Source organism: Caldimonas sp. (genome assembly GCF_046289365.1).
Classification (GTDB): Bacteria; Pseudomonadota; Gammaproteobacteria; order Burkholderiales; family Burkholderiaceae_C; genus Caldimonas.
Window position 1 is genome coordinate 1 of the sequence record NZ_JBKBVU010000084.1, and the last position, 13,171, is coordinate 13,171.

At 73.2% G+C, this 13,171-nt stretch carries 10 protein-coding genes; 7 read left to right on the forward strand and 3 right to left on the reverse strand.

Going from position 1 to position 13,171, the window contains the following annotated elements; translation table 11 throughout:
• Positions 1 to 791, forward strand: a 791-nt coding sequence (locus ACK42S_RS10000; RefSeq protein WP_409706473.1) for an FAD-dependent monooxygenase, incomplete at its 5' end; no start/stop codon positions are given.
• Between the two features lie 45 nt (positions 792 to 836).
• Here the strand turns inward: ACK42S_RS10000 and ACK42S_RS10005 are convergent.
• On the reverse strand, positions 837 to 2,330 hold the full coding sequence (locus tag ACK42S_RS10005; protein ID WP_409706476.1) for a sensor histidine kinase: 1,494 nt from the start codon (positions 2,328 to 2,330) through the stop codon (positions 837 to 839).
• A 278-nt stretch (positions 2,331 to 2,608) separates the two neighbouring features.
• Here ACK42S_RS10005 and ACK42S_RS10010 point away from each other — a divergent pair, with 278 nt between their 5' ends.
• The 5 genes from ACK42S_RS10010 to ACK42S_RS10030 all read left to right on the forward strand — a co-directional run bounded on the left by ACK42S_RS10010 (position 2,609) and on the right by ACK42S_RS10030 (position 5,242).
• The gene (locus tag ACK42S_RS10010) at positions 2,609 to 3,247 is read left to right on the forward strand and encodes a response regulator (protein ID WP_409706500.1); all 639 of its coding nucleotides are present in this window, start codon (positions 2,609 to 2,611) and stop codon (positions 3,245 to 3,247) included.
• A 70-nt stretch (positions 3,248 to 3,317) separates the two neighbouring features.
• On the forward strand, positions 3,318 to 3,752 hold the full coding sequence (locus ACK42S_RS10015; RefSeq protein WP_409706479.1) for a response regulator: 435 nt from the start codon (positions 3,318 to 3,320) through the stop codon (positions 3,750 to 3,752).
• An 84-nt stretch (positions 3,753 to 3,836) separates the two neighbouring features.
• Positions 3,837 to 4,229: a YqjD family protein gene (locus ACK42S_RS10020; RefSeq protein WP_409706482.1), complete on the forward strand. Its 393-nt coding sequence runs from the start codon at positions 3,837 to 3,839 to the stop codon at positions 4,227 to 4,229.
• A gap of 21 nt (positions 4,230 to 4,250) precedes the next feature.
• Positions 4,251 to 4,715, forward strand: coding sequence for a phage holin family protein (locus ACK42S_RS10025; RefSeq protein ID WP_409706485.1), 465 nt, complete (start codon positions 4,251 to 4,253; stop codon positions 4,713 to 4,715).
• Positions 4,712 to 5,242, forward strand: a complete 531-nt coding sequence (locus ACK42S_RS10030) for a hypothetical protein (protein WP_409706488.1) — start codon at positions 4,712 to 4,714, stop codon at positions 5,240 to 5,242. Before ACK42S_RS10025 ends, ACK42S_RS10030 begins: the two co-directional genes overlap by 4 nt.
• A gap of 15 nt (positions 5,243 to 5,257) precedes the next feature.
• On the opposite strand, the gene ACK42S_RS10035 is transcribed toward ACK42S_RS10030, so the two are convergent.
• Both ACK42S_RS10035 and ACK42S_RS10040 read right to left on the reverse strand, forming a co-directional pair.
• Positions 5,258 to 6,085: a carbon-nitrogen hydrolase family protein gene (locus ACK42S_RS10035; protein ID WP_409706491.1), complete on the reverse strand. Its 828-nt coding sequence runs from the start codon at positions 6,083 to 6,085 to the stop codon at positions 5,258 to 5,260.
• Positions 6,086 to 6,110: 25 nt separating this feature from the next.
• Positions 6,111 to 10,217, reverse strand: coding sequence for a YhdP family protein (locus ACK42S_RS10040; RefSeq protein WP_409706494.1), 4,107 nt, complete (start codon positions 10,215 to 10,217; stop codon positions 6,111 to 6,113).
• Between the two features lie 116 nt (positions 10,218 to 10,333).
• Here ACK42S_RS10040 and glnE point away from each other — a divergent pair, with 116 nt between their 5' ends.
• Positions 10,334 to 13,084 (forward strand): bifunctional [glutamate--ammonia ligase]-adenylyl-L-tyrosine phosphorylase/[glutamate--ammonia-ligase] adenylyltransferase, encoded by a 2,751-nt coding sequence (gene glnE, locus ACK42S_RS10045; protein ID WP_409706497.1) that lies wholly within the window; start codon positions 10,334 to 10,336, stop codon positions 13,082 to 13,084.
• Positions 13,085 to 13,171 lie beyond the last annotated feature (87 nt).

Sequence of the window (13,171 nt, forward strand, 5' to 3'; positions counted from 1 at the left end):
GTGCTGCCCAGCCGCAGCGCCTGGCCCTGCGGCTGGGCACGCCGGTGCGCTCGCTGAAGAACCTGGGCGGCGCGGTCGAGCTGGACGCCGACATTGCCGAGCGCTTTGACCTGGCGGTGGTGGCCGAAGGGGGGGTCTTCGCCGACCAGGCCCGCAAGGCGCTGAGCCACGACTATGCCCAGACGGCCTGGGTGGGCCAGGTCACGGTGCGCGGCCTGCCGGCCGGCACGGCCTACGAGCGCTTCACCGCCCACGGCCCGGTGGCGCTGTTGCCGCGCGGGGGCGAGGAGGCCGCGCTGGTGTGGTGCGTGCCGCGCGACGACGATCCGGTGCAGCCGCTCGACGATGCGCAACGCATCGCCGTGCTCAACCATGTGCTGCATCCCGACACCGGGCGCGTGGTGGCGATCAGCCCGCTCAAGGCCTTCGCGCTGGGGCTCAATGCCGAGCGCAGCCTGGTCGAAGGCCGCACGGTGCGCATCGGCAACGCCGCCCAGACGCTGCATCCGGTGGCCGGCCAGGGTCTGAATCTGGGCCTGCGCGATGCCTTCGAGCTGGTGCAGCGGCTGCGCCGTCACGAAAGCGATGTGGACGCGGCGCTGCGCCGTGTGGCATGGGCCCGCGCGAGCGACCGCTGGGGCACCATCGCCGTCACCGACTTTCTCGCACGCAGCTTCACCTGGAGCCTGCCCGGTCTGGGCACGGCCCGCGCACTCGCGCTGGCGGCGCTGCAGCGGCTGTCGCCGGCCAAGTCGCTGCTGGCGCGGCAAATGATGTTCGGCCGGCGGTAGCCAGCCCACCCCCTGGACGCGGCGCGCGGCGCGCGCAGGGGGCGTTCACAGGTCCGGCTCGTCCGCGGCATCCGGCGGGTCGGTCAGCGGGATCTCCACCGTCAGCACCGTGCCGCCGCCTGCAGCAGGCCCGATCTCGAAGCGCCCGCCAAAGGCATCGACCCGGTGCTTCATGCCGCGCAGGCCATGGCTCTTGAGCTTGCGCGTCTGGGCCGGGTCCAGCCCCACGCCGTCATCACGCAGGCGCAGCAGCAGGCGGTCGTCGCGCGTTTCGAGCACCAGGTCGACCCGGGAGGCACGGGCGTGCTTCTGCACGTTGGTGAGGGCCTCCTGGACCAGACGGAAGACGGCAATGCTGCGCTCGCGGTCGAGGTCCAGGGCCTCGGGCAGGTCGCGCTCGATGCGCAGGCCCGACTGGGCCTGCACCTCGTCGGCCAGGGCGTCGAGCGCGGCGACCAGGCCCAGGTGGCTGAGCGTGGAGGGCATCAGCCCCTCGATCACGCGGCGCTTGAGCTGCACGCCCTGCTCGAGGTTGGCCTGCACACGCTGCAAGGCCTCGATCGCGCCTTGCGGCGGCTGCAAACCGCGGCGCAGGAGCATCGAGACGTCCATCTTGCTGGCCGTCAGCAGCGCCCCGAGCTCGTCGTGCAGCTCGCGGGCCAGCCGGGCCTTCTCCTGCTCGGCCACCTCCTGCAGGTGGGTGGCCAGCTCCGACAGCTCGCGTGTGCGCAGGCGCACGGCGCGTTCCAGCCGGTCGCGCTCGTCTTGCAGGCGCTGGGCCATGCGCTGCTCCTCCTCGAACTCGCTGCGATAGGCCTGGAAGAGCAGCACGAGCAGCATCAAGCCGGCCGCCAGCGTGGCCAACGAGACCCAGCGCTGGCGCTGCAGCTCGGTGGCCGCCTCGGCCTCGGCGCGCTCGAGCAGGGCGCGCTCGCGCGCAACCATGCGGCCGATGGCTTCACGCAGGCTGCCGTCGGGCACGGGGTTGGGCCGCAGCGCCGCCTCGACCTGCGCGGCCGGGGCGGCCGGTCCCAGGGCGTCGAGCCGCGCCAGTTCCTCGCGTTCGCCGTCGATGTAGCGCAGCGTCACTGCGAGATCGTCCGGGTCGGCGCGCAGCGCACCGCCTTCGAGCAGGGGCTGGTGCATCGCGCCGATCTGCTGCAGCGTGGAGCGGTGGCGCGACAGGCTCTCGGACGTGCGCGTGAGCAGGTACTCGGCCTGCGTGGCATCGGCGCGGGCCGCCAGGAAGGACAGGCTGTTGAGGTTGGCCGAGAACACCCGCGAGCCCTTGAGCTCGGCGTAGGTGCGCTCCAGACGCTCGTAACCGCGTTCGGTCACCCACAGCATGCCCGCCCCCAGGGCCAGGGCCAGCGGCAGCGCCAGCTTGAGCACGGCCAGGCGGCGCAGCAGCCGGGCGGGCACCTGGCCGGAGCGCGCGGCGGCGGCCTGCACCTCCTCGTGAGCCTGACGCAGCCGGCGCAGGGCCTCGCGCCACAGGCTGCGCAGCGACCAGGACGAAGGAACGGGTGAGGGCCTCATCGATGTCAGCGGATTCCGACAGGCCGGCGGGGTGGAGGGATGACACGGGCCGTCACGCCGCGTTTCTACCATGAGCCCATCGGTTACGGCTGGTCCCACCAGCGGTGGCCGTGTCGCCACGGATCCCTCCTCCTCCCCCCGCTCATGTCCGTGGTGTTTGGAGGGGCTGCATGGTGCAGCCCCTCGTTTTCTTCCCGGAGGTGCGCATGCCCGAGTCCGACTTGGCGAACCCCGCCGTGCTGTGCCAGACTGGGCGCCCCCTGGCTTGGCACCCTCGCATGGAACGCAAACGCATCTTGCTGGCCGACGATCACCAGATCGTGCGGGCCGGCCTGCGCCAGTTGATCGATGCCGAACCCGACCTGGTCGTCGGCGGGGAGGCCTCGACCAGCGCCGAGACCCTGGCCCTGCTGCGTGAAGGCGCCTGGGACCTCGTGCTGCTGGACATCTCGCTGCCCGACCGCACGGGCGTGGACACGCTGCGCCTGATCCGCCACCACCTGGGCGAGGTGCCGGTGCTGATCGTCAGTGCCTTCCCTGAGGAGCAGTATGCGATCAACCTGCTGCGCGCCGGCGCCAACGGCTATTTGAAGAAGGACGCCGACGGCGCGGAGATCCTGCGCGCCATCCGCGTGGTGCTGCAGGGCCGGCGGTACCTGAGCCCCGTGGTGGCCGACCTGATGGCCGAGCGGCTGGACCAGCCCGGCGCCGGGCCGGCCCACCAGGACCTCTCCGAACGCGAGTTCCAGGTGCTGTGCAAGCTCGCCTCGGGCATGTCGGTCACGCAGATCGCCGACGAGCTGTTCATCAGCGTCAAGACGGTGAGCACCTACCGTGCGCGGCTGCTGGCCAAGTTGCAGTTGTCGAGCAACGCCGACCTGACGTACTACGCGGTCAAGAACGGACTGATCCAGTAGGCCTCGGGGGTGTGCACGTAGGCCCGCGCCTACAGACGTGCGAGGCCGGCCGCGCTAGGCTTGTTCCATCATGAATGCCAGCCCGTCCGCCGCCGCCCTCACCCGCGTGCCCGCACCCCCGCGCGCGGTGCTGGTGATCGAGGACTCGGCCCTGATCCGCGAGCGCCTGGTTGAGCTGGTGCACAGTTGCGAGGGCTTCCGGGTCACGGCCCAGGCCGACACCGAGGCGGGAGCCCTGGCCGCGCTGCGCGAGCAGGCCTTCGATGCCGTGGTGGTGGATCTGCAATTGCGCGAGGGCAGCGGCTTCGGGGTGCTCCAGGCCCTGCAGCGCCTGCAGCCGCGGCCGCTCACGCTGGTGCTGACGAACACCGCCACGCGGGCGGTGCGGCTGCGCTGTGCGGCCCTGGGGGCCGAGCATTTCTTCGACAAGTCCTACGAGTTCGACCACGTGGCGCTGGCCCTGCAGGCGCTGCGTGAGCCAGCCCCGCCAGACAAGACCCCATGACGCGCTGCGATGCAGCGCGTTGCGTGGCCCGCCCTGCCTAGAATGGGCCGGTTCCTCCCCCTTCATTGATCACAGGAGAACGACATGTCTGCCAATTCCCCCACCGAAGCCGCCGCTGCCGCCGCCGAACGCACCGGGCAGGCCGCCCGCCGTGCGGCCCGCGGGGTGAGCCAGGCTGCGCACGACAGCGCCACCACGCTGGAGCGCGAATGGGCCGACCTCAAGGCCGACCTGGCCGAGCTGATGTCCAACCCCGCCGTGCGCGACCTGCCCGAGGTGCGCGCACTGAAGGAAAAGCTGCAGGACTCCTTCCACCGCGCCAGCGAGGCGGTGGCCGACGTGACGCACGACATCGGCCGCCGGGTGCGCCACACCGCGGCGGTGGCCGACGAGTACGCCCACGAAGAGCCCTGGAAAGTGGCCGGCATCGCCGCCCTGGCCGGCCTGCTGGTGGGCGTGCTGATCGCCCGCCGTTGACGGGCCGGCCCGCGGCATCCCATGCTGGCGCGGCTGTTCGCCCCCCAGATCGATGCGCTGGTCGAACGGCTGCAGCGCGGCGTGGCTCTGGGCGTCGAGGTGGCTGCCGACCGGGTGGCGCTGGCCCAGCTCGAATGGCAGGACGAGAAGCGGCGCCTGGCGCGGCTGCTCGTGAGCCTGCTGGCGGCCGTCTGGCTGGCCGGCCTGGCCGTGACCTTCCTCGGCGCACTCGTCATCATCGCCTGCTGGGACACGCCCTGGCGCGTCGGGGCCGCCGCCGGGGTGGCGCTGGCCCTGTGCCTCGGCCTGGCCTGGGCCCTGGCCCAGGTGCAGCGCCTGCTCAGGCAGGGTGAGCAGTCCTTCGTTTTGCTGCGCCGCGAGCTGGCGGCCGATCTCGAGACCCTCAGGCGCCTGCGCGAGGGCGAGGCCCCGTCGGCACCGCAGGCCGGCGATGCGGCGCCTTCGACCCCTCCCTCCCACCCATGAGCGCCTCGCCCTTGGACCACTCGGCCGAACAGCAACACCGCGATGCCGAGCGCGAACTGTTGCTGCTGCGCATGGCGCGCCAGCGCGCACAGTTGCGCGCCCTGGTGGCCCCGCGCCCGGCATCCGCGCCGCGCGGGGCGGCTGAGCCGCCCGACCATGATCTCGGCCCCGGCGATGCCGACTGGCCGGCCCATCCCCGCCTGAGCACGGCCTTCCCGCGCAGCCAGAGCCTGCGCTGGATCCTGGCCAACCCGGGGGCCCTGGCCCTCGGGGCCGTGGTAGCGGCGCTGGTGCTGGTGGCGGGCCCGCGCCGGGTCGGCCAGGCGCCGGTGTCGGTCACGCGCGCGGCCGTGGGCTTCATGCGGGGCCTGCGCGAGGGCCTGGCCTGGCTGCAGCCGCTGCTGCCGCTGCTGGGCGTGTGGCTGAGCCGGCCGCGGCCGGTGCGTCCCCCGCGCCGCCCCCCTGCCTGGCCGCGCGAGCGCAGCGCCCACCGGCGCCCGCCGGCCGACGATTCGCCCTTCTTCTGACCCCGGCGCCGGGGCTCACAGCTGGCGGTGCGCCAGGGCCGGCAAGCGCTGCCGCACCTGCGCCATGCGCGTCGTGTCGATGTCGGCCCAGGCCACGCCCTCGCCGTCCTCCACACGCGCCAGCACCTCGCCCCAGGGGTCGACGATCAGCGTGTGGCCGTGGGTGCGGCGCCCGTTCTCGTGGCGCCCGCCCTGGGCTGGGGCCATCACGTAGCACTGGTTCTCGATGGCCCGCGCACGCAACAGCACCTCCCAGTGCGCCTGGCCGGTGGTGTGGGTGAAGGCCGAGGGCACGGCAATCAGGTCGCACGGCGGGCGCATCAGCGCCCGGTACAGCTCGGGAAAGCGCAGGTCATAGCAGATGCTCAGGCCCAGGCGCAGCGCGGCACCCTGGCGCGGCTGCACATCCAGCGCCACGGGCTGGCTGCCCGCGCGCAGCACGACGCCCTCGTCGTAGAGCCGGGGGCCCTCCGGGCCCTGCTCCTCGTAGCGAAAGAGGTGGATCTTGTCGTAGCGCGCACGGCAGCGGCCCTGCGGGTCGAAGACGAGCGTGGTGTTGGTGACGCGCTGCGCCTCCTCGGTGCGCAGCGGCAGGCTGCCGCCGATCAGCCAGACGCGGTGCTCGCGCGCGGCCTGCGCCAGCCCCTGCTGCAGCGGCCCGTCCCCGGGGGGCTCGGCCAGTGCCAGCTTGTCAGCGTCAGCCCGCCCCATGAAGGCGAAGTTCTCGGGCAGGCCCACGAGTTCGGCCCCTTGCGCGGCGGCCTGGGCGATGAGGGCCCGGGCGCGCTCGAGGTTGTGGGCCGGACGGGTCGAGGACACCGTCTGAACGGCGGCGATGCGCATGGACGCTCCTTTCTTGCGGCAGGGCTCAGCCCCCCGGGGCGGCCGCGGGGCCAGGGCCGCGCGTGGCCGCCGGCGCCGAGGGCGAAGAGGCCCCGGGACGGGGCACGGCCTGCACCTGCGGGTCGCCCCAGGGGCCGGTGATGCGGAACTCGCGTGTGTTGGCCTCGATCATGGGCTTGCGCAGGAAGAGCTGCGCCAGGAAGGAGCCCAGGCCGACGGCCGGGTTGATCGCGGCATAGACCAGCGAGGCGCCACCGGCGTTGATCTCGGGCACCACGACCACGCGCAGCTCCTGGGTCTCGTGGTGCAGGTCGGCGCGGCCTTCCATCAGGACGGCGGCGGCCACGCTACGCATGCGCAGGTTCTCGGTGTGGGCCACGCCACGCTCGATGCGGATGTCGCCGCCGAAGTCGTCGAAGACGAAGCCTTCGCTGAAGACATCGCGGAAGTCGAGCATCAGCCGGCGCGGCAGGGCTTGCAGGCTGAGCACGCTGACCAGCCGCGCCGCGCCGGGGTCGGCCTTCAGGAAGCGGCCACGCTCGACGTCCACGCGCAATTGCCCGTCCAGGCTGGCCAGGTCGGGTGCCAAGGGCGGGCCCTGCCAGCCGATGCGCCCGCTCGCGCGGCCCTTGCCGCCGCTGAGCACGCCCGCCTGGCCCCATTGCTCGAGCAGGGCGCCGCTGTCGGCCACGTCGAGCTCGAAGTCCAGCTCGGTGCGGGCCGTCGCCGCACCGACACCTTCGCGCACGGCCAGCCAGGCCCCGCTGGCCCCGAGGCGGGCCACGGGGTTGTGCAGCGACAGGCGCCGCAGCCGCCACTCGCGGAACTCGCCGGTACGCCGGCTCTCGGCCTGCACCTCCAGGCGCCCGAGGGCGCGCGAGCCCCAGCGGAAGTCCTCGACCTCGATGTCCAGGGCCGGCGCTGGACGGTCGGAGACGGCCGTCACGGGGGCCGGCCCGTCGCCCGGGTCGGCCTCGGGCCAGTTCAGGCGGGACAGCCGGGCCTGGAGCTGGCCGCCCGTCGCCCCGGGCTGCCATTCGATGCGCCCGTCGAGCTGGTCGGAGCGCACCTGGCCGCGCCAGCCCTCGCCGGCGCGTTCGCCGCTCAGGCGCACCGCGGTGAAGCGGCGGCCGGCCGCACGCACGGCTGCACTGCGCAGCTCGATGCGGTCGGGCGCGTAGCCGGCCCCGGGGGCGCCAGGGGCGGCCAAGCCGGCTTCGAAGCTCTCGGCCACGGCGCGCCAGTGGTCCAGGTCGAGCTGGGGCAGGGCGACCCGGGCGCGCACCCCCCCGGCAGGCAGGGCCTGGGCCTGGGCCTCGCCCAGGCCGATGGTGCCGGCCAGCACCCGCGTGGGCTGGCCCGTCGCCTCGTCGCCCAGCGCACGCCGGTAGTGCACCCACAGCGACTGGCCGAGCTGGACGCGCAACTGGTCGCGCGGCGCGCGGCCCGGCAGCAGGCTGTCGGGATCGACGGCCAGCGTCACGCGCAGCGGCCAGGGCCGCGCGGCGGGTTTGTCCAGCGGGGCAGGCAGGTTCGAGGCCAGGCCGATGAGGTCGCTGCTCAGGTTCAGCTCGGGCCAGCCCTGCACCAGGCCGAACTGGAGCCGGTAGGCCGTCTGGCCCTGCAGGTGTTCGGCCAGATAGGGCAGCAGGCCCAGCTCATGCACCTCGCGCAGGCCGGCCGCGGTGGCCGTGCCCTGGCCTTCGAAGCGCACGCTGCCGTCGCGCGCCGTGCCGCCTTCGAACTGGAGTTCGCCGCCCAGCACCCGGGCGGTGGCCCCATGCACTGCGAACCCCGCGTCGGAGAAGCTCACGTCGCCGCGCGTGCGCACCAGCAAAGGGGTGTCGGGGCGCAGGCGCAGGTCGTTGCCGTCCAGACGCACGCGGCCCTGCACACGGGCCCGATCCAGATCGTCCAGCGGCAGTTGCACCGACAGGCGCAGTTCGGCGCTGCCGCTGCCGCTGGCCTGGGCCAGCGCACGCTGGGTCCATTCGCCCACCGGGGTGTCGTTGATGAAGCGCAAGGCATCGGCCAGTGGCCCGGTGCCGCCCCCGCTCAGACGCAGCACAGGCTGGTGGGCCAGGTCCTCGATGCCGCCGTCCACCCCCTGCAGCTCGAACCCGAAGAGCCGGGCCCGGGCGTTGCGGATCTGCATGGACTGTCGATCGAACACGAGCTCGCCGCGCACATGGGTGAAAGCCGGCCACGGCGAGGGCCGCCCCTCCTCGCCCGGTGCGTAGGCCAAGCTGGCCTGCTCGATGCGCGAGGCGATGCGGAAGGTGCCCTCCTGGCCGGGGGCATAGGGAAAGTCCCAGAGATCCCCCTGGACGCGGAAGTCCACTTCGCTGGCGTGGCCGGCCAACACCGCGCGGCGCACATAGTCGCGCACGGAGGCCGGCAACTGGCGGGGCAGGTAGCGCCAGATGCGGGTGGCATCGGCACGATCGAGCCGGCCCTGAAGGTCGAGCACACCGGGCAGCCGCGCGCCGCGGCCCACGCCGGGCGCTGCGCCGGTGCGCCACTGGCCGCTGAACGCGCCCTGCGCGTCGGCATTGGCAAAGCGCGCATCGCGCACCTGCACGGCCACTGCGGGGCCGTCCTCGCCGGGCGTGACGGTCCAGGCCAGTTCGGCCTGCAGCTCGTTCAGCGGCACCTGCGGCTCGTCGAAGACGCCGGGGAAGACCAAGGCGCCCTCGCGGATGTGCAGGCGTGCCGATCCCCCGGCTTCGCTGGCCTGGAAGGCCAGATCGGCTCCTTGCAGCCCGGGGCGGCCCACGGACGGCCCATCCGCCTGCGCGGCCAGGCTCAGCCCGCGCAACTGGCCGCTGGCCTGGTAGGCCCGCGGTGCGCGCCAATCCCCCTGCCATCGCAGCAACAAGGGCTCGGCCCGGCCGGCCGGTTGCAGCTCGGCCAGGCCGGCGTGCAGCGACGCGGGCAACGGCAGGCGCCGGGCCAGGGCGGCCAGGGCGGCCAGATCGGCACGCGGCACCTGCAATGCCCCCTCCTCGGTGAGACCCGCCGTGGCAGCAGCACGCCAGCGCAATTCGAAGGCCGCCGGCAGCCCCGCCCAGTGCGCGGCCTGCTCCTCGCTCGCCTGCGCAGCTGCGGTCGCGCTCAGGCCCTGCAGGGCCACGACCTGCTGCGCACCCTCCTCGCGCCAGATCAGACGCCCCCGCAGTGCGGCCAGGTCCAGGGCCTCGTCGGCCGCCTCGAAGCGGGCCCTCAGGTCGGCCAGGTCGAGGTCCAGGGTCAGGCCGGTCCAGCGCCCCGCGGTCATGTCCGCCCAGGCCCGCAGGCCGCCTGAGCCGCGCTCCAGATGCACTCCGGCCGGCAGGTGGCGGTGCAGGGCCTGCAGGTCCACCCGCGGCAGCTCGGCATAGGCCTGGCCGCTCCAGCGCGAGCGGTCGGACGAGCGGGTCAGCAACGGCTGCGTGAAGCGGGCACGCAGCGACAGGCGTTCGCCCCAGCCGTCCACCGGTGTGGCATCGAGCCGGAACTCATGCCGGCGCAGCGCCGGCGCACTGTTGCGCATCACGGCCTGCACGTCGCCGAGCTCCAGGGGTGGCAGCGCGCGCTGCTCGTCGATCCAGCGCACCCGGCCGCCATGCACCCGGAATTCCGGCAGCGAGAGGAACCACTCCAGGGCCCCGGGCGAGGCCGAGGCGCTGGCGGTGGTCTCGCCCAGGTCCAGGCCGGCCACATGCAGCCGGCCCTGGGGGTCGCGGCGCACGGCCAGCTGGGGGGCCTCGATCTCCAGGCGGCCCAGGCGCAGCTCGAAATGCCACAGCGAGGCCCACGACCAGGTGGCGCGCAGCCGCGGCAGGCGCAGGGCCTCGCGGCCCTGGGTGTCGAGCAGGCGCAACTCCTCGATTTCGAAGACCGGCGTCCAGACGTGAGATTGCGCACGGATGCGCCCGATCTGCACCGGCACCCCCAAAGCCTGGGTGGCCGAGCGCTCGATCGGCGCACGCCAGGCGTCGATTCGCGGCAGAATCGCTGCGTGCACCACCAGCCACACCAGCAGCATGAGGCCCAGGGCCGCGACCGCCATCCAGCGCACCAGGCGCACAACCCCCCCAGCGGCCCGATGGGGCCGTTGGAGCCAGGATTGCAGCAAGACAGCAGGACTCATGGGAACGATGACGGCAGCCGCCGCACCACGCGCGGCAACGCGCAGGCCATCGGCACCCTGCGCGAAGGTGCGCTCGCAATCTAGCACAGGCATCAGGTCAGACCCCGGGACGGGCCATGGGTTTCAGCGAAGTTGTCACTGGCGGTAGCTCCGCCGCCGCCCCCCGGGTGGGGGCTGAGCACTCCCGCTTCGTGCAACGGGTGCGCCGTCGTCATGGCGATATCCTGGCGCTGCTGCCTCCTGGCCTGCCCGACCCGGCCCGCATCGAGACCCTGATCGACGCCCTGCTCGATCGCGGACTGGCGCTCGGAGCTGCGCTGCGACAGGCCCGCCAGCTCACGCTGGAACGCCTGGCCGTGCTCGACATCGAAGGCGCCGCGACCATGCCCGAGATCGGCCTGGCGATGACGGCCCTGGCGGAGGTGACGCTCGACCGGGCGCTGGCTGCCGCCCTGGCCGAGCAGGACGAACGCCACGGCGCCCCGCTGAACGAGGCCGGGCAACGCATCGACTTCTGGGTCGTGGGCATGGGCAAGCTCGGCGGGCGCGAGCTCAACGTGTCGTCCGACATCGACCTGGTCTACGTCTACGAGGAGGCCGGCACGACCGCCGGCAACGCCCAGGGCAGCGGCCGCATCTCGGCGCACGAGTATTTCTCGCAGGTGGCACGCAGCCTGTACACGCTCATCGGCGACACCACCGAGGACGGCTTCGTCTTTCGCGTCGACCTGGCCCTGCGGCCCAATGGCAACTCCGGGCCGCCGGTGGTGAGCCTGGCGATGCTGGAGGAATACTTCGTCGTGCAGGGCCGCGAGTGGGAGCGTTTCGCCTGGCTCAAAAGCCGCGTGGTGGCGCCACGCGCCTCGGTGGCCTCGGGCCGGGCGCTGCAGCTGCGCGACGTGGTCATCCCCTTCGTGTTCCGCCGCTATCTCGACTACGGTGTCTTCGAGGGCCTGCGCGGCCTGCACCGCAAGGTGCGCGAGGAAGCCGCCCGCCGCGCCGCCGGCCGGCCCGAACGCGCCAACGACGTGAAGCTCTCGCGCGGCGGCATCCGCGAGATCGAGTTCATCGTGCAGCTCCTGCAGGTGGTGCGCGGCGGCCAGTTTCCCGAGATCCGCACCCGCTCGACGCTGCGCGCCCTCGAACGCCTCACCCAGGTGGGCGTGATGAAGCCCGAGACGGCCCGCCGCCTGGCCGAGGCCTATGTCTTCCTGCGCCAGGTCGAGCACCGCATCCAGTACCTCGACGACCAGCAGACCCACCAGTTGCCCACCAACGACGAGGATCTGCGCTGGATCGCCGGCAGCCTGGGCCTGGCCTGCAGCCGCGATGCCTGCGAGCTGATGGACCGCCTGCTGCAAACCCGCGAGTTCGTGGCGCTGGAATTCGATGCGCTGCTGCACGACGGCCAGGCCCCCCGCAGCGGCGGCTGCAAGGGCTGCGGCGGGTCCCTGCCGGCGCTGGACAGCGAGGCCTTCCTCGAGCGGCTGCCGCCGGCCCTGGCCGCACGCGTCAAACCCTGGGTGGAGCAGCCCCGTATCGCGGCCTTGCGCGACGAGGGCAAACAGCGGCTGGCCAAGCTGGTGCTGCGTTCGGCCCAGCGTGTCGAGCAAGGCGAGATCCCCGACGAAGCGGCCGTGCGCTTCATCGACTGGCTCGAACCCCTGCTGCGCCGCGAGAACTACATCGCGATGCTGGTCGAGCGGCCCGAGGTGCAGCAGCGCCTGCTGCGCCTGCTGGGTCTGGCGCGCTGGCCGATGCGCTACCTGATGCGCCACCCCGGCGTGATCGACGAGCTGGCCGACCCGCGCCTGATCTATACCCGCTTCGACCCGGCCGGCTTCGTGCACGACCTGGAGCAACGGCACGAGGCCTGGGTCCGCTCGGGACAGGCCGACGAGGAAGCCCTGCTCGACACCCTGCGTCGCGCCCACCACGCCGAGGTCTTCCGCACCCTGGTGCGCGACGTCGAGGGCCACATCACCGTCGAGCAGGTGGCCGATGATCTCTCCGCCCTGGCCGACGCCACCGTCGAATGCACCCTGCGCTGGGCCTGGCCGCACCTGCGCCAGCGCCACGCCGAGGCGCCGCGCTTTGCCGTCATCGCCTACGGCAAGCTCGGCGGCAAGGAACTGGGCTACGGCAGCGACCTCGACCTCGTCTTCCTCTTCGACGACGAAGACGAGCGCGCCCCCGAGGCCTATGCCGCCTTCGCGCGCAAGCTCATCACCTGGCTGACGCTGCGCACCAGCGCGGGCGAACTCTTCGAGATCGACACCGCCTTGCGCCCCAACGGCAACTCCGGACTGCTCGTGACCTCGCTGGCCTCCTTCGAGGCCTACCAGAAGGGCCGCGGCAGCAATACCGCCTGGACCTGGGAGCACCAGGCCATCACGCGGGCGCGCTTCTGTGCCGGCGCACCCGACATCGGCGCGCGCTTCGAGCAGGTGCGCCGCGAGGTGATCGCCGCCCCGCGAGACGCCGCCGCCGTGCGCGAGGAGATCCGCGCGATGCGCACCAAGGTGCGCGAAGCCCATCCGGTCAAGCCCGGACTCTTCGACGTCAAGCACAGCGAAGGCGGCATGATGGATGCCGAGTTCGCCGTGCAATGCCTGGTGCTCGCCCATGGCGCCACCCACCCCGAGCTGCGCGACGACGTGGGCAACATCGCGCTGCTGCAGCGTGCGGAAAGCGCCGGGCTGCTGTCCGACGGCACGGGCCGAGCGGCGGCCGATGCCTACCGCGAACTGCGCCGGGCCCAGCACCGCGCGCGCCTGGACGAGAGGCCCACGCAGTTCCCGGCCGACCAGCTCGCCGCGCCACGCAAGGCGGTGCGCACCCTGTGGCGCGAGGTCTTCGGCGGCTGAGCGAGCCCGGGGCTGCCTGGGCTGCGCTGGCGGCCGTGGCGGCCCTGGGCTCCATGCTGGCCGCCGCGGCCGGCTGGGCCGGAGCCC